19 protein-coding genes and 1 riboswitch are annotated in these 15,709 nt (G+C 49.3%); of the genes, 12 read left to right on the forward strand and 7 right to left on the reverse strand.

Features of this window, described 5'->3' with window-relative positions:
* The first annotated feature begins 80 nt into the window (after positions 1-80).
* From BN54_RS00940 to BN54_RS00950, 3 genes are all read left to right on the forward strand, one after another.
* Complete coding sequence (locus BN54_RS00940) at positions 81-902, forward strand: aldo/keto reductase (RefSeq protein ID WP_019205246.1); 822 nt, start codon at positions 81-83, stop codon at positions 900-902.
* Between the two features lie 458 nt (positions 903-1,360).
* Positions 1,361-2,119, forward strand: coding sequence for an aggregation-promoting factor (gene apf / locus BN54_RS00945; protein ID WP_019205247.1), 759 nt, complete (start codon positions 1,361-1,363; stop codon positions 2,117-2,119).
* 250 nt (positions 2,120-2,369) lie between these two features.
* Positions 2,370-2,792, forward strand: a complete 423-nt coding sequence (locus tag BN54_RS00950; RefSeq protein WP_019205248.1) for an Hsp20/alpha crystallin family protein — start codon at positions 2,370-2,372, stop codon at positions 2,790-2,792.
* Between the two features lie 78 nt (positions 2,793-2,870).
* On the opposite strand, the gene BN54_RS00955 is transcribed toward BN54_RS00950, so the two are convergent.
* The 3 genes from BN54_RS00955 to BN54_RS00965 form a co-directional block, all read right to left on the reverse strand.
* Positions 2,871-3,425, reverse strand: a complete 555-nt coding sequence (locus BN54_RS00955) for a TetR/AcrR family transcriptional regulator (RefSeq protein ID WP_019205249.1) — start codon at positions 3,423-3,425, stop codon at positions 2,871-2,873.
* Positions 3,426-3,581: 156 nt separating this feature from the next.
* Positions 3,582-3,752: a hypothetical protein gene (locus BN54_RS10290; protein ID WP_019205250.1), complete on the reverse strand. Its 171-nt coding sequence runs from the start codon at positions 3,750-3,752 to the stop codon at positions 3,582-3,584.
* A 24-nt stretch (positions 3,753-3,776) separates the two neighbouring features.
* A complete protein-coding gene (locus tag BN54_RS00965; RefSeq protein WP_019205251.1) occupies positions 3,777-4,238 on the reverse strand; it encodes a Fur family transcriptional regulator in 462 nt (153 codons plus the stop codon).
* 117 nt (positions 4,239-4,355) lie between these two features.
* Between BN54_RS00965 and BN54_RS00970 the strand changes: the two genes are divergently transcribed.
* Entirely contained in the window at positions 4,356-5,786 is a 1,431-nt protein-coding gene (locus BN54_RS00970) for an MFS transporter (protein ID WP_423789610.1), read from the forward strand.
* A gap of 95 nt (positions 5,787-5,881) precedes the next feature.
* Positions 5,882-6,421 (forward strand): DNA-3-methyladenine glycosylase I, encoded by a 540-nt coding sequence (locus BN54_RS00975; RefSeq protein WP_019205253.1) that lies wholly within the window; start codon positions 5,882-5,884, stop codon positions 6,419-6,421.
* A 50-nt stretch (positions 6,422-6,471) separates the two neighbouring features.
* Here BN54_RS00975 and BN54_RS00980 read toward each other — a convergent pair whose 3' ends face one another.
* Positions 6,472-7,203 carry a hypothetical protein gene (locus BN54_RS00980; protein WP_019205254.1) on the reverse strand — a complete coding sequence of 244 codons (732 nt, stop codon included), beginning with the start codon at positions 7,201-7,203 and terminating at the stop codon, positions 6,472-6,474.
* A gap of 84 nt (positions 7,204-7,287) precedes the next feature.
* Positions 7,288-7,386: riboswitch (SMK box riboswitch) on the forward strand.
* Between BN54_RS00980 and metK the strand changes: the two genes are divergently transcribed.
* Positions 7,384-8,568 (forward strand): methionine adenosyltransferase, encoded by a 1,185-nt coding sequence (metK, locus tag BN54_RS00985; RefSeq protein WP_019205255.1) that lies wholly within the window; start codon positions 7,384-7,386, stop codon positions 8,566-8,568. (Overlaps the previous riboswitch by 3 nt.)
* Before the next feature lie 80 nt (positions 8,569-8,648).
* Here the strand turns inward: metK and BN54_RS00990 are convergent, their stop codons facing one another.
* Positions 8,649-9,287, reverse strand: a complete 639-nt coding sequence (locus tag BN54_RS00990) for a phosphatase PAP2 family protein (protein ID WP_019205256.1) — start codon at positions 9,285-9,287, stop codon at positions 8,649-8,651.
* Between the two features lie 134 nt (positions 9,288-9,421).
* On the opposite strand from BN54_RS00990, the gene BN54_RS09730 reads away from it, so the two are divergent.
* The 4 genes from BN54_RS09730 (at position 9,422) to BN54_RS01010 (ending at position 13,073) form a co-directional block, all read left to right on the forward strand.
* Complete coding sequence (locus BN54_RS09730) at positions 9,422-9,715, forward strand: glycine cleavage system protein H (protein WP_155818212.1); 294 nt, start codon at positions 9,422-9,424, stop codon at positions 9,713-9,715.
* A gap of 48 nt (positions 9,716-9,763) precedes the next feature.
* Complete coding sequence (locus BN54_RS09735; RefSeq protein WP_019205258.1) at positions 9,764-10,723, forward strand: DUF2785 domain-containing protein; 960 nt, start codon at positions 9,764-9,766, stop codon at positions 10,721-10,723.
* Positions 10,724-10,799: 76 nt separating this feature from the next.
* Positions 10,800-11,933 (forward strand): D-alanine--D-alanine ligase family protein, encoded by a 1,134-nt coding sequence (locus tag BN54_RS01005; protein ID WP_019205259.1) that lies wholly within the window; start codon positions 10,800-10,802, stop codon positions 11,931-11,933.
* 297 nt (positions 11,934-12,230) lie between these two features.
* Complete coding sequence (locus tag BN54_RS01010; protein ID WP_019205260.1) at positions 12,231-13,073, forward strand: helix-turn-helix domain-containing protein; 843 nt, start codon at positions 12,231-12,233, stop codon at positions 13,071-13,073.
* A gap of 52 nt (positions 13,074-13,125) precedes the next feature.
* On the opposite strand, the gene BN54_RS01015 is transcribed toward BN54_RS01010, so the two are convergent.
* Both BN54_RS01015 and BN54_RS01020 read right to left on the reverse strand, forming a co-directional pair.
* Positions 13,126-13,533: a VOC family protein gene (locus BN54_RS01015; protein ID WP_019205261.1), complete on the reverse strand. Its 408-nt coding sequence runs from the start codon at positions 13,531-13,533 to the stop codon at positions 13,126-13,128.
* Between the two features lie 32 nt (positions 13,534-13,565).
* Positions 13,566-14,294, reverse strand: coding sequence for a DUF6198 family protein (locus BN54_RS01020; RefSeq protein ID WP_019205262.1), 729 nt, complete (start codon positions 14,292-14,294; stop codon positions 13,566-13,568).
* A gap of 184 nt (positions 14,295-14,478) precedes the next feature.
* On the opposite strand from BN54_RS01020, the gene thiD reads away from it, so the two are divergent.
* Positions 14,479-15,285 (forward strand): bifunctional hydroxymethylpyrimidine kinase/phosphomethylpyrimidine kinase, encoded by an 807-nt coding sequence (gene thiD / locus BN54_RS01025; protein WP_019205263.1) that lies wholly within the window; start codon positions 14,479-14,481, stop codon positions 15,283-15,285.
* A gap of 23 nt (positions 15,286-15,308) precedes the next feature.
* The gene (locus tag BN54_RS01030; protein ID WP_019205264.1) at positions 15,309-15,680 is read left to right on the forward strand and encodes a DUF1304 domain-containing protein; all 372 of its coding nucleotides are present in this window, start codon (positions 15,309-15,311) and stop codon (positions 15,678-15,680) included.
* The last annotated feature ends 29 nt before the right edge of the window (positions 15,681-15,709 follow it).

Raw genomic sequence — 15,709 nt, forward strand, 5'->3', positions numbered from 1 at the left:
TAGGGATCAAGAGCGGAGCTTTTGGTCCCTTTTCTTGATTTAGCACAATTGGCAGAGAGAAAATGAGGGAAGAGAAATTCATGGAAACAGTTACCTTAAATAATGGCTTAATCATGCCCGTCGTGGGCTATGGGACCTACCAAATTGAAAGCGACCAGACGAAAGCAGCGGTCACGGCGGCGATTCAGGCCGGTTACCGGTTAATCGATACCGCGCAATACTACGGCAATGAAGCCGGGGTTGGCCAAGCGCTGCGGCAAAGTGGCCTGCCCCGCACCGACTTCTTTGTGACCAGCAAGACCCCTTTGAGTGGGTACGCCGAAACGAAAGCGGGGATCGATGAGTCCCTGCAAGCCAGCGGATTGGATTATTTTGATTTAATGCTGATTCACTGGCCAATTCCTAATTACTTGGAATCCTATGGGGCCTTAGAAGATGCTGTAAAGGAAGGCAAGATTAAGGCAATTGGCCTGAGCAACTTTAACCATCAGCAGGTTGATAAGGTCTTAGCCAATGCCCGCGTTAAGCCGGTCATCGACCAAGTTGAGACCCACTTGCTTTGGCAGCAAGCCAAACTGCATGAATACTTAGTTGCAAATGATTTGGTCCATCAGGCTTGGTCGCCACTGGGCCAAGGCGCCGAAACCATTATGGACAACCCGGTTTTAGACGAGTTGGCGGCGCACTACCAGAAGTCGCCAGCCCAAGTGGCCTTGCGTTTCTTGCTCCAAGAGGGGGTAACGGTTATTCCTAAGGCCTTGCACCCACAATATTTAGCGGAAAACATCGCCCTGTTTGACTTTGAACTAACGGCGGCTGAACGAGCGGCCTTGCGCGCCCAAGACCAGCGTCAATCGCTGGAAAATTGGCCGAGCGGGATGCAAATCGAAACCCAATATTAATCCTCAGGCGCCCCACCGGAAGCTTTTTCACCGGTGGGGCGCCATTTGTTAAAATATGATGTTTTGATGGCTTAGCCGTGTTGAAAGGGTGGGGCGCGGCGGCATTCGGGATGCTGGCGGGGCGCCAAAGTTACAAAGTCAGTAACATTGGGGCCGCCAATCCCACTTGGTGGGGAAGTCGGCCCCCTTGAAAACGAAAAAATCAGCCGTAAGTGGCGCCAAATATTACAATCGGCAGCAAAAGTGAAGAAATTATGCCCCGGTCGAACTGGTTGGCGCGCTAAGGCCGCCTTGAGGCTGGCGGGAAGGGGACCAAGAATTTGTTACACGGGGTTACAGTGGCCGGGGGGATTGAGAAGAACCGGTAATTGCTTCGTAACGCGGGGCGGGTATAGTAAGAACCGTTGATAGCTGATCCGGGGTGGTAAGAAAAAAAGAACAGTAAAGGATGTTGAAAAATGAAATTAAACCTGAAACGCAAAACTTGGCAAGTAACAGCTGCCGTTGCCGGCGCAGTCGCCTTAGGGACCTTAACGGCCGCGACAACCGCGAGTGCGGATTCAATCTACACCGTACAAGCGGGGGATACCCTTTCCGGGATCTCGCTTAAGTTAGGTCACGATTTGACCTTTGTCGATACCCTGGCCCAACGCAACCAAATTGCCAATAAGAATCTGATCTACGTGGGGCAAAAGTTGGTAATCGGCGATGATGGAACAGTCTGCGTGGCCACGCCACAACAATCTACCAACTTGCCGCAGGCCAGTGCTGCTGCCAGTGCAGCTACGAATGCCCCGGCGGCTGCCAGTTCGGCGGCACCGGCGGTCGATAGCAGCGCCGCCGGTCAAAGCAGTGCGGTCAGTCAAAGCAGTCCAGTGGCAAGAAGCACTCAAATGGCCCAAGCGCCAGCCGCCAGTGCTACCACTAGCCCGGCAACAACGGCTACGACCACAACTACCAGTTCGGCGACCGCCACAACCACGCCTGCTTCCAGCAGTGAAGAGGCGGCCCGCCAATGGATCATCCAACACGAATCCGGTGGCAACTACAGCGCGCAAAACGGTCAGTACTACGGCGCTTACCAACTGAGCCTGGCGTACCTAAACGGCGACCTCTCAGCAAGTAATCAAGATACCGTCGCCAACCAATATGTGGCCAGTCGCTATGGCTCCTGGGCCGCGGCGCAAGCCTTTTGGCAGCAAAATGGGTGGTATTAACAACCTAGCATTCGCATTGGGATCCGGGCGACCGGGTCCTTTTGATTTGAATTAATTTTCATACGTGCCAAAAAAACGTAAAAGCTACAAAAAAATATTCATGACGAAAAGCTAACCTTCATCAATGTTGAGCCTTTTTTGACATGCAATTTACAAAAAGGTCAAGAAAAGTCAGACAAAACATTTGATCTTTCTTGACCTTTGACGATAATAGTAAGTGTAAAGAGTTTAACGAAAGGGGATTTTAATAATGATGAATGGATTGCAACGGCGGGACAACTGGATGGATAACATGTTTAACTGGTTTGACCATGGCTTCGAACCAGAAACGATGCTGAGCGGTGCCAGCATGCGGACCGATATCGCTGAAGACGACCACGCTTACCAAGTCAAGATTGATATGCCTGGCTTTGCGAAGGATGATTTACACTTAAGCTATGACCAAGATGTCTTGACGGTTACGGGGCACCGGGATGCCCAAAGCGAAGCCAAGGACAACACTGGTAACTTATTGCACACCGAACGGCGCTATGGCCAGTTTAGCCGCCAATACCGTCTGCCAGAGGTTGATCGGCACCAAATCAGTGCGAAGTACGAAAATGGGGTCTTGACGGTCACCTTGCCGAAGTTAGCCGCCAGTGACAAAGCAGACACGACGATTACGATTGATTAAGGTTAACTAAAGACGCTAAAAGGCTCGGAACACGTTGGACGTGAGTTCCGAGCCTTTTTTAACGTCAGGATTGATTATTTAACTAAGCGGAATTTCTAAGGATTGGGAAACCATCTTGTATTGGGTCGTTGCAAATTCTTCAATCGTAACCGGATTTTCGGAGTGGAGCCATTGCATAAAGGTGCTGAGGAGTCCCCCAGTCATAAAGAAGAGCCGGAAGCGTTCAACGTAATCAGCATCTTTAGACATGGTCAATAAGTCCTCGGTCAACAAGCAGGTCATATCGTACAAGAGGTTGGATAACCCCGCTTGATCAATCGCCAACAGTTCTTCTTTGTATTGTTGGTAGTAGGCCAGGATCTTCAGCAGGTTTTTTTCGTTGAATAAAACATTGGCGGCCGGCAGTTGCGGAGCAATTTGATGGCTGGCTTCGTCTTGTAAATGAGCCAGAAAATCCATGATGATGGAACGTTTGGAGGTGTAATTCCGGTCAAAGTCCGCTTGCGAAACGTTGGCAGTTTCGATTACATCCGGAATCGTAATTGCTTCATAGGGCATGTTTTTTAACATTTCCATGAAGGTCTTGGCGACCGCTTCCCGAATCTTAGGGTTGTCATTACTAGGTAAAGTCATGCTGGTACATCCTTTCTGAGCACTGAAGCGCCACTTTTTAATTTATAATCTGATCGGCGATTTGCGAATGATCAGTTCAAATATCAATTAACTATATCATTAATTCTGAAAAAAGGGTAGTTTTTTGAATATAAAAAAGCGCGGCCCCAACCCACGTTATTCTAAATGCTCCTTGATCCCCATGGGAAAATCCTTGTCGATTTCCTTGAGAATCGGCAACAAATAGTTGATGTAGTCGTGGTAAGCCTCAATCGGTTGCTTGGGATCCGCGGTTTTGGCCATCAGGGCGATGGCAATTTCGTGGGCACGTTGTTCGTTTGAAATCACTGTCTTCACCTCAAAAAGATATCCTTAGCGATTATGCAATAAACCAAGTTTAGCTTGGCATTCGGGACATAAGCCCTTGACTTCAATATCCGTCCGGTTGACCAAGTAGTGGGTCTGCTGCCGGGTGATTTCGTCGAGCTGCTGGTTTAAGCGACTGAACTCCGGCGCAAACACGTCGGCGATTTTACCACAATTTTCGCACACGACGTGGTAATGCGGCTGCCCAAAGTAATCGAAGTGGGTGGAGCCATCCCCGTTTTTGAGCTCAATGACTAAATGGTAGTCAACGAGCAACCGGACGGTATTGTACACCGTGGCAATGCTGATGCTGTCGTCATGTTGCTTGAGATCTTCGTAAATCATTTCCGCACTGGGGTGAGTGTGGTGGGTAATCAAATAGTTTAGAATTGTTTTGCGCTGGGGGGTCAAACGGACCTTATGTGATTTTAAAATTTCAAGCGCGTGAGCTAATTCATTTTGTGCCAAGTTAATCCCTCCCTTTGTGTTTCTTATTTTGTCTTTATTATAGCATTGACAGAAATATTTGGGAAACCTATAATGATCTCCGTTAAGAATCATTCTAAATTTAGGGAGAAGGAATTTTTGATGACGACCCTTGATCAAACGGGTACCCCGTATCGGCGGGGCTGGTTTATCGTTACTTTGTTGCTCGGGACGTTTACCATGTCGTTGAGTCAGTCGGCCCTTTCGACCGCGTACCCGACCTTGATGCACAGTTTTGGCTTATCAGCTGATGTAATTCAGTGGCTGACGACCGGGTTTATGTTGGTCATGTGTATCAGTATGCCGATTTCGCCCTGGCTGTTGAATAATTTGAGTTTTCCGGCTATGTTTACTCTGGCGCTCGGGATGTTTGACCTAGGAACGCTGATTATTGTCGCGGCCCCCGCCGCTTGGGGGGCGGCCGGTTTTGGGATCATGATGGTCGGCCGGATTCTGGAAGCTGGCGGGGTTGGCTTATTATTTCCTTCGTATCAAACGGTCCTCTTAGAGATCACCCCCAAGGACCAACGCGCGACGACGATGGGCTTGGCGGGGTTGGTAATGGGCTCAGCCTTGGCGTGCGGGCCAATTGTGGCTGGAATTTTACTGAAAATATTTGCTTGGCAGGCGGTCTTCATCTTTTTTGCCGTCGTCATCACCATCGTCTTGTTGGTAGCGCGCGGGGGCGCAATTCGGGATGTCTTGCCGCGCCGCCAGTCGGAGTTAGATTGGTGTTCATTGGTCTTATTATTGGGGATCATAGGTTTAATGCTAGGGATCGATCAAATTGGCAAGCCAGGAGTGGCTTGGCATTGGTATGGTGCAGGAGTTTTGCTTAGCCTAGCGATGCTAACTGGGTTTACCTGGCGCCAATTTCACTTGCCACAGCCCGTCTTAGAGTTGCGCGTGTTGCTGAACGTTAAGTATGACTTGGCAATTTTACTGACGTCCTTGGCGTACGTGGCCTTGATTGTTACCACGATTATTTTTCCTTTGTATTACCAGGAAGTATTGCACCTGAGTCCGTTCTGGTCAGGATTGGCCTTGGTCCCGGGGGCCGCGCTGTTGAGCCTGTTAAATCCGTTGACGGGGCGCTTGGCCGATCGCTTGGGCTTTCAGCCAACCTTAATGTTGGGAATGGGCTTAATTGCTGGCGGATGGCTGTTAGCTTGGTGGCAGGTTGCCAGTGGCCATCTATTGCCAATGATTGGGGCGGCGATGGTGATTGAAGGGGGCAACGCCTTCGTCATGATGCCAGCGGTTACCCTCGGGGCGAATGCCTTGCCGGACGCACTGGTGGCGCACGGGACGGCCGTGATTACCACTTTTCGGCAGTTGATTGGTTCCACCGGCGTTGCGGTAATGACCTTATTGTTGACCCAGGAAACGCAAGCCGCTGTGCACCGTGGGATGGCACTTTTGCCCGCTGCTATCGGGGGCTACCAGCAAGTTTGTCTGGTGATGCTGTGCTTAGCTGGCTTGGGGTTACTGTTGGCGTTCGGGTTGCGCGAGCATCGGGCAACAATATAAATTTAAAAATATTCATCATAAATCGCCTGGTTTGACGTATATATAAGATAAGGACAGCAAATTGCTGTTCCATTAAATCAGCGAGGTGAAGCAAAATGAATCAGCACTACCCAACCTGGGCTCAGCACCCCCTCATGAAGGATTACTACGATCATTATTGGGGGCGGCCGGTCTATGGCGAAAGCGAGTTGTTTGAATGGCTATGTCTAGAAATCTTCCAAGCAGGGCTCGCTTGGCGACAAGTCTGGCAACGTCGCGCAGCCTTTGAAGCGGCCTTTGCCAACTTTGAAATTGAAGCGGTCGCCGCGTTTACGGCCGCGGATGTCGACCGGCTGCAAAATGATTCAGGGATTATTCGTAACCGGGCCAAAATTCAAGCTTGTTGTCACAATGCGCAATTGCTGGCTCAATGGCATCAAGCCGGCCGCTATCTTTCGCCGGTAGCGTGGGCAGTTACCGGCGGGGAGGTGTTGCGATTGCTGCCGGATCAGGCTGGCCGCTTGCCAGCTACGATGCCGCTTGCGACGACCTTTGCGAAGCAATTAAAGGCCCAAGGTTTTCAACGGACAGGGCCTAAGACCGTTTTTGCGTGGTTGTGTGCGGTCGGGATAATTAACGGTCGGTTACCGGAGTAAAGAAAAAGGGTGGCGGTAAGCTGTTGGTTCAGCTTACCGCCACCGTGATTTTAGCTCCAGTAAGTAAAGACGATTACCAGCATTTGGGTTAGACAGGTCAACAATAAGGAAGGTTCCGGGGTCTTTTTATACATGGTAAATAACCACCAACCTAAGCTAATCAATCCGGCGGCTAAAATTGGCCAGCGGAGGGGATGCGAGAGCAAAGAAATTAGTAAGCTCAACAGGGCAATCAGCATTACCAGGGCCCGCCGGTTGGAACGGGGCATGAAGAAAGGCGCCCAGAAGCACCAAGTCGTAGTCATTACCGGTAACAGGTAGGTTACGATTTCCCAGGAAATAAAGTGCAAACTGGTGTAGGCGACGCCTACCGGAACGGTGAGCATCAGTAATGCCCCGCAGGTGAACAGCCCTAACTCATTTTGCAGCTGCAGAGTTGGCCAGGTTAACAGGACCGTAAACAAAGGCAATAATAAGAGCAAGAGCATGACCAAGGGGGTCGTGATAAACCCGGCGATTGCACACAGCGCACTTAGGCCCAACAGCGGCCACGCGAGGGGGGCTTGAAAGCGGTGCTTGAGCAATAACACCAAGCTGTAGGCAATCAAGAACTCATACAAAAATAACATCCCCATGTGGGCGTTAAAATGGGTCCCAGACACCCCTACGGCATAACTGAAGGGGGCAAAGGACCAACTGATAAAAACAATGGCGGCAGTAGCTAAGATTTGTTGCCACTGGTCAAAGGCAACGTGGTATTGTTGGCTGTTTAAACGGCGCACGATAAATTCCTCCCCAAAACTTTCCTTTAGTATAACTTTAATCTGGCTGGCATTGAATAGCTGATGGCAAATATGTTAAGATTGACGCGTTATAAAGCAAATTCCCGATGGGAGGGTGGTTAACACCCGCTGCCTTGTAACCGCACATTCAGTTATTGAAGATATGGGGGAATTATCAAAATGAAGAAACACTTATTTACGTCCGAATCCGTTTCCGAAGGGCACCCGGATAAGATTGCCGATCAGATTTCTGACGCGATTTTGGATGCCTTGTTGGCTCAGGACCCGGAAGCCCGGGTGGCAGTCGAAACGTCTGTAACGACCGGGTTGGTCCTGGTCTTTGGGGAAATTTCAACGACGGCCTATGTGGATATCCAAAAGGTGGTTCGTGAAACCATCAAGGAAATTGGCTACACGAATGGTAAGTACGGCTTTGACGGTGATAATTGTGCTGTCATTGTCTCTTTGGATGAGCAATCGGCCGATATTGCCCAGGGGGTTGACGACTCCCTGGAAGTCCGCGATGGTGGGGTGGACCCCTTGGATCAAATCGGGGCTGGCGACCAGGGGTTGATGTTTGGCTACGCCACGGACGAAACGCCCGAATACATGCCGCTCCCATTGATGCTCAGCCACCACTTAATGCAGCGGATTGCCAAGTTGCGTAAGGATAAGCAATTAGCGTACTTGGGACCAGACGCGAAGGCGGAAGTGACGATTGAATACGATGAAAATCACGTGGCCAAGCGGGTTGATACCGTGGTCTTGAGTACCCAACACGAACCCGACGTTACCTTAGACCAGATTCGCCACGATGTCTTAGAGCAAGTGATTCAACCAGTCATCCCAGCTGAACTGCTGGATGATGAGACCAAGTACTTCATTAACCCGACGGGCCGGTTTGTGATTGGTGGGCCCCAAGGAGATGCCGGTTTGACGGGTCGGAAAATTATTGTTGATACCTATGGTGGGGCGGCTCACCACGGGGGCGGGGCCTTTTCCGGCAAAGATGCCACGAAGGTTGACCGCTCGGCTTCGTACGCGGCCCGCTATATCGCCAAGAATTTAGTGGCCGCTGGTTACGCCAAGCAATTAGAAGTCCAAATTGCCTATGCGATTGGGGTTGCCAAGCCAGTTTCGATCTCAGTTGACGACTTTGGAACGGGGACCAAGAGCGAAGAAGAATTGATTAAAGCTATCCAACAGGTCTTTGACTTGCGGCCGGCCGGGATTATTCAAATGTTGGATCTCAAGCGGCCAATTTACAAGCAAACGGCGGCTTATGGGCACTTCGGGCGGACCGATATTGAACTGCCATGGGAACAATTGGATAAGGTCGCAGCATTAAAGGCGATCTTAGGCTAATTACTGTTAAATGATAATAAACAAAATGCCAGTGACGACGGCTGCGTCCGTAATCACTGGCATTTTGCTTTTTTAAAGGCTTAAAGCGCCGTGGGGTGCGGCAGAAAATGCGTAAAAACAATCTGCCACAGGCTTAAGACGAAGATCCCCAGGCACCAGCCCCCGAGCACATCGCTGGGGAAATGGGCGCCAACGTAAATCCGGGAGCAGCCCACTAAGATAATTAGGCCGCCCAAGCAAAGACTGCCCCACCCCTTGGTCCGTCGGGAGAGGGGGCTGGCTAATAAGACGAGGAGAATCCCGCCCAACAGTAAAGCCGCCCCACTGGAGTGCCCACTGGGGAAGGAAAAGCCACCGTAATGCATTAAGACTTCCGCGCTGGGCCGCGGACGGTTAACTAAGTGTTTGATGACTTTGTTGAGTAGAGTGCCGCTGCAAAGCGCAAGACTAAACTGGGCCGTCCACCGCCATTGCCGGTGCCAGCTCAACCAAAGGACAAATAAGCCTGCCCACCCCACAGCGGGCCAGGGATCAAACAGGCGGGTAAAGTGGGTGAAAAAAGCGGTCTGAGCAGGGGTGCGGTGGGTATTGACCAGACACCGGACGTGATGGTCAAAGGCTAAGACCGCCGAATTTTGACTTGCGACCAGGTACCAATCCAGTAAAAAGAGCAAGCCACTGGTGATTAGCAACCAGTAGCGCCAAGGGATTCGTTTCAAAGAAAAGGCCTCCTTGAACATTGAGAAATTTTACATATTTAGTGAATGGCCTTATTTTAGCATGCCAGCCGGTGCTTGACGAGGACTGGGCGGCTGGCTACACTGAAAACATTAACTTGGACGGAGGCAATGCGATGACAACTTTGACTGATCCCTGGTGGGTTAAACGAACGGGTAATGAAATCACCCTGGGGTTAACCCCAACGGCGTTAACCCAACTTGGCAAATTATATTTTTTAGATTTTCCGGCGCCGGGGGCGGTTTTAAAAGTTGGCCTCCCTTTTGCCACCATTGAAGCCCAACATTGGATTGTGACTTTAAATAGTCCGGTCGCTGGCCAAGTCGTGGCCTTGAATCCGGTTTGGCAAGGGCAGATTGAACCAGCGGGGCAAACGAGTGCTTGGCTGCTTCGCCTGGTCACCGTTTAGAAGTGGGCTGTGTTAGAATGAAGAAAAGCAGAAAAAGGGGTTAGGGTAGTGAAGGAATTTGGTGAATTCGAACGCCAAGCCGTGATGATTCACGAACAATTAGCTGCGGGAGAAATTTATTACGAAGCCCGGGATCAGTTAGCCAAGCTAGCTGATAAGCTGAAAGGGCACCGGCGGACCCCACGGGAAACGCCAACGGTCAATCCGGTTTTTATTGTCGAAATGCATTTGATGATGACGGATGGCGCCCCGCAGGCCAGCAGCGTGTCAGACGATTTTTTGGCTGACTTACTCGTGGCGATCCAGACGGCCGACGGGCACTTGCGCCATCAAGTGGTCAGCTGGATGAACTGGGCGATTGATCATCATCGTTTGACCAATGACCAGTTGCAGTGGTTGGCAGTCCAGTTGAGTCAAAGCAAGTATTTATACGATCATTTGCTGGAACGCAACAGTCCTGGGGTATACGCGCGCAGCTTGACCTTAGTGCTCCTGCGTTTTGTCTTATACGCGGCGCGCCAGCAGGAGCGCCCGATTGAGGTTGCGACTCTCAAACGGCTCAGTAATCGGTTGGTCGTGGCGATGCTGGGGGAAAAGGATTTACGGGGCTTTGTGGAAGGGGCCGGATGGGTGCAAACCTTTGCGGCCTATGCCGGTTTATGCAATGAAATTTGTGCCGACGAGCGGCTTAACCGCGGCGATAAATTGTTTTTGGTAGCTGCCTACTTGGTGGCCTATCGTCGCTTGCGGGCGCCATTAACGATGGGCGAGCCGGATGAAGGAGCCGCTTTCATCGCCCAAGCAGTAAAGACGCACCCGTTGTACGCGCGTTATTTTATTGAAGATCTCAAGGCTTGGCGACAGGAAATGGATAAACAAGACCCGAATAAGCCGGCAACTTGGCACCGGGTTTTTAACTACCGGCACTTGCTTCAGTTATTATTGCTGGATAGTGCTTTGCCGGCCCAAGTCGTGCAGGCGGTTATGGAACAAGAAAACCGTGGTTAAAATGGTAGCGCTTATGTTATAATATAGTTTCCAAGAGTTACGGTTTTAAATTGACAATTGAATAAAGGAGATAGTTATGGCAAAAGATAAACTTCACGTCGCCCTTTTATTTGGGGGGAACTCTTCTGAACACGATGTTTCCAAGCGATCCGCGCACAACATTTACGATGCGATGGATAAAGAAAAGTACGACGTTAAGCTTTTCATGTTTACCAAAGATGGGATCTTGATCGATGACGAAGCTTCCCGGCGAATTTTTGATGGGGAACCGGAGGACCAAGTCGTGCAAGAAGCCTACGCGAAGATGGACTTGGATTCACCACTGGCTCCAATCAAGGTTTTAGAAGCGGCTGGGCCAATTGACTTTTTCTACCCAGTCATTCACGGGAACCTCGGTGAAGACGGGACGGTCCAAGGCTTGTTCCGGTTGCTAAAGAAGCCATACATCGGGACGGGAATTGCGGGGTCAGCGATGGCCTTTGACAAGGATTTGACCAAGCGGATCTTAGACCACGCGGGGATTCGCAATACCCCATACATCCTCTTGACGCCGGATAACCGGGCTGATTACCCATGGCACCGGATTGAAGAAGAATTAGGGGGCTTGGTCTTTGTGAAGCCTGCTAAGCAAGGTTCTTCAGTTGGGATTCATAAGGTGACTAGTGCGGCCGAATATGATGCAGCCTTGGCCGATGCCTTTGGCTATGACTTTAAGGTTTTAGTTGAACAAGGCTTGGATCACCCGCGGGAAATTGAAATTTCGATTTTAGGAAATGAAGAACCGATTGCTTCGAAGCTGGGCGGGATCAGTGTTCCAGAAGGTGATGATTTCTACGACTATAACAATAAGTTCGTTGATGCTTCTGGCGTGGTCTTTGACTTGCCGGTACCAACGTCCGACAAGTTGCGTGAAGAAATTACCACGATGGCGCTCAAAGCGTACAAGGCCTTGGACTTAAAGGGGATGGCGCGCTTAGACTTCTTGGTTGACCAAAACGATGTCCCATACTTAGGGGAACCCAACACCTTGCCAGGGTTTACCAACATCAGTCTGTATCCACAAATGTGGAAGATTTCGGGAATTGATTACTCAGAATTGATTGACCGCTTGATCCAATTGGGGATTGAAGAGTTTAACCACAACAACGAGATTAGTTATAGTTTCAAGAGCTTGGGTGAAGAACACGTTGGGGAAAAACGGTACCATTAAGATTTCTTATTAATATTTAACGGGTGATTGAAGAAATAATGAGAATCAGGCGTTAAATTAAGAGTGGGTGATTAACTATCTGTTGATCACCCACTCTTTTTTGAAATCATAAGTAGATTTGGGAAGCAAACCCCGCAAAGCATAAGTTGATTGATTACTCTTTCTTATTAAAAAAGAATATGTTATATTTTTTAAGGCTTATGTTTTTCACTCACATAATTTTTGTGGTAAAGTATGGTCAAGAAATAAAAAACGGTATTTGTTACCAGGCGAATACCATAGGGAGAAGGAATCATTATGCGTTTAAAAGGTGATGTTTTAAAGCAAATTCGCCGGAAGCGGGGCCTGTCCCAAACGGCATTGTCGGAAGGGATCTGTACGCAAGCCACCATTAGTTTAATGGAAAAGCAGAATCGGATTCCGAAGATGAATATTTTAACGGCGATCTGTGCCCGCTTAGATATTCCGGTTGATAAGATCATCGAAAATGACGATGTTTCAATGACTTCGCAATTCGATGAAATCAGTCTGCTGATTGTCCAAGAGGACTACGAAGAAGCGGAAGCCCGCTTAAAGAAGATCAAAGTCAAGAAATTGCAAAATGACTTTGACAAGCAACGTTACTACTACTTGTTAGGGGTCTTGCAAGTGGCAACCGGTCAGGTTGACGAGGCCATTTTCAATTTTGAATTGATCCTCACCCAGTTCTCAACCATGAGTGCCAATATCTACTGGGCCTTAACAACCGTGGGGATGGCAATGGCTTACGAAAAGCGGGGCAATGAAGAGCGGGCGTTGAAGTTCTTGCAGCGGGCCGTGACGTTGATTGACGAAAAGCAATTAACGGGGGGCAAGCGGCAATGGATTATCATTTACCGCAACATTGCCGACCTCTACTTGAAGCTGAAGCAGCCGAATGATGCGATGGCAATTGCTGGACGCGGGATTGACATCTGCCGGGAAGACCTGACGATGTTCTTGCTAAGTGATTACTACCAAATCACGGCGAAGGCAGCGGAATTATTAGCAGACCGGGCGACGGCCTTGCAAAACTTTACGATTGCCAAGAGCTTGTTGTTGATTAACGGTGAAGAAGCTCAAGCCCAAGCAGTGCAAGCAGAAATTGATGGTTTACAATAAAAAGAAGCAGTTGGCGCGTGTGTGCCAACTGCTTCTTTATTTTCTTTACTGGTTACTTGACAATTTCGCAAAATTCGATCGTCTCACTGTTGGGGCCTTCGATGTTGAAGAACTTGATCCCGTGGTCCCAGAAGTCGAGGTGTTGTACTTCCGTTTCCTTCATCTTAAAGCCAGCGGCCTTGGCAGCTTGAAACGCCGCATCGGCATCGCTGGTATTTAAGGAGAGGTGGTTGATGGCCCCAGTTTGGTGGACCGCGCCATCCCCGGTCCAGATTTCAAGGGTCAAGTGGGCATAGCTCATGAAAACGACTTGGTTGCCTTGGTCATCGGTATCAAAGTTCCCGGTCATTTTAAAGCCGAGTTTTTCCCAAAATGCGACCGTCTTTGGCAAATCATCCGTTGGCATGCCGACGTGTTGTAAATTATCAAAGTAACCTGCTAAACTCTTGTTAAATGCCATTAGTAAAACTTCCTTTCATATCAGTGTAAAACTTAGTTGCCAAGGTCTAAGGCCTGGTGGGTTAAGCGACCAAAAATATGCTGATCAGCCCAGCCGGTAATCGCGCCTTGGAACAGTAAAGCAAAGATGGTCCCCAACCCGAAGTTGGCTAAGCCCATCTTTGGTAATGCGATTAGGGCAAACAGCGTTGGCGGAATATAAGACATCCACATGGAAATGGTGGCATTTCCCTTGCAAAAGCGGAACCGCAAAATCTGGTATAAATCATCAGCCGGGTGAAGCACGAGGTTAACCCGTTGGTAGATTGAAATGGCTACCCCGATGAATGCCACCCCTAAAAAGTTGATGGCCACGTACAAGATGATCATCCCAAGGGAATGGGCGTCGGGCATGATCCGATTAAAGATGTTGGAGAACCATTGGATAAAGATCGAGAAGGGTAACATAAAGATAAAATTCCCGCCAATCCGTTTCCAATCCCATTTCTTCATTAGGATGGCGTTTAAAACGGACGTTAACATTCCTAGAACCATAAAGGCCCAGAATAACGCTAAGGGGTTATCCTTACCTAAAATAGCATAACCGAGGTTGTTTTCGGCCGCCGTCCAATAAGCTGACCCCAGAAATTGGGGGTGAATATGTGAACTTGTCACAAGGGTTAACACATTCCCCATCGAATTGATGACAATCGAAAGGGCAAAATAAGCAATACTGGCGGTCATTGAGATCGACCGGGTATTGACCACGTGGGATTCTTGCATGTCTCTTTCCTCCTATTGGTGAAAAACTTCACTTTACGATCATTGATTCTATGCTTCTTTTTTCTCTATGTCAACCGCTTGACACAAAAAGATCAAAATATTCAATTCAACATTTGACAATCCTTATGATAGAATTAAAATATCATTAAAAACAGGAACTTCAGGTCTGACGGAGGAATGTGGGATGGAACAAACAATTCAAGCGTTAACGATTGCGGGACACGATTCGGACGGCAGTGCGGGGATGCCCGCGGATCTACATGCTTTCTTTGCGGATCAGGTTTATGGTCACGGGATCTTAACCGCGGCGGTAGCTGGGAATTCGCATGGTATTTATGCGAGTCAAGTCATGCCGGCAGAATTTATTGCTAAGCAGTTTGAAGTGTTAGCGGCGGATTTTCAAATTCGCGCCGCTAAGACCGGGATGCTGGCCAACGATGAGGTGATTAATGTGGTGGCTGATTCATATGATGAGGCCAAGTTTGGGCCGCTGGTAGTTGATCCGGTCATCATTACCAAGCATGGGGCGATGCTGTTGGAACAATCGGCCTATGAATTATTCCGGGAACGGATTATTCCGCTGGCGACCGTTTTAACGCCTAACTTTTTTGAAGCTCAGAAATTGACTGGTAAGGAGTTGGCTACGCCGGCTGAAATTGAGGCGGCGGCAGAAGAATTACAAGCGCTAGGGGCAAAGAACGTGGTGATCAAGGGCCAACACGTGGCAGGACAAACGACGCCGGTCAAAGATTTTGTCCGTCTAGCGGATCAAACGACCTTTTGGCTGACGCAACCCTATGTTCCAACTGATCGCGTTAACGGGACGGGCGACAGTTTTTCGGCGATTATTGCCGCTGAGTTGGCCAAGGGGGCGACCGTCGCCGCAGCTATCCGACGGGCAAATAAATTGGTGCATGCTGCAATTGCAAATGGCTTGACGGTGGGCCATCAATATGGTCCAATTAATCATTGGGCAGCAATGACCGAATAAAAGCTTGAAGAGGAGGAGTTAAGGTGACGATTGCAATTGGCTTAGTCTGCTTGGTTGGTTTAGAGCATCTCGGGATTATGGTGCTCGAAATGTTTGCCAAGCCGCATCAACAAGCCAAGGCCTTTGGTTTGAGTGAAGAATACGCGCGTCAGCCAGAAGCGCGGGTCGCAATGGCTAACCAGGGAATCTATAATGGCATGTTGGGGCTCTTATTGATTAGCACGCTGTGGTTCTTTAGTGGGGCAGCCCGGTTTCAGGTTTGGAGCTTGTTACTACTATTTGTGATTGTAGTTGCTGGTTACGGTGGGTTAACCGTCGGCAAAAAGGTCTGGGTGTTACAAATGTTGCCTGCCGTCTTGGCGGAGGGAGCCGTTTTGGCTGCTTGGCTAGGCTAATCAGAAAATTAAGCAGAGAAAGTCGCAGA

Source organism: Limosilactobacillus ingluviei str. Autruche 4 (assembly GCF_000312405.1).
Taxonomy (GTDB): domain Bacteria; phylum Bacillota; class Bacilli; order Lactobacillales; family Lactobacillaceae; genus Limosilactobacillus; species Limosilactobacillus ingluviei.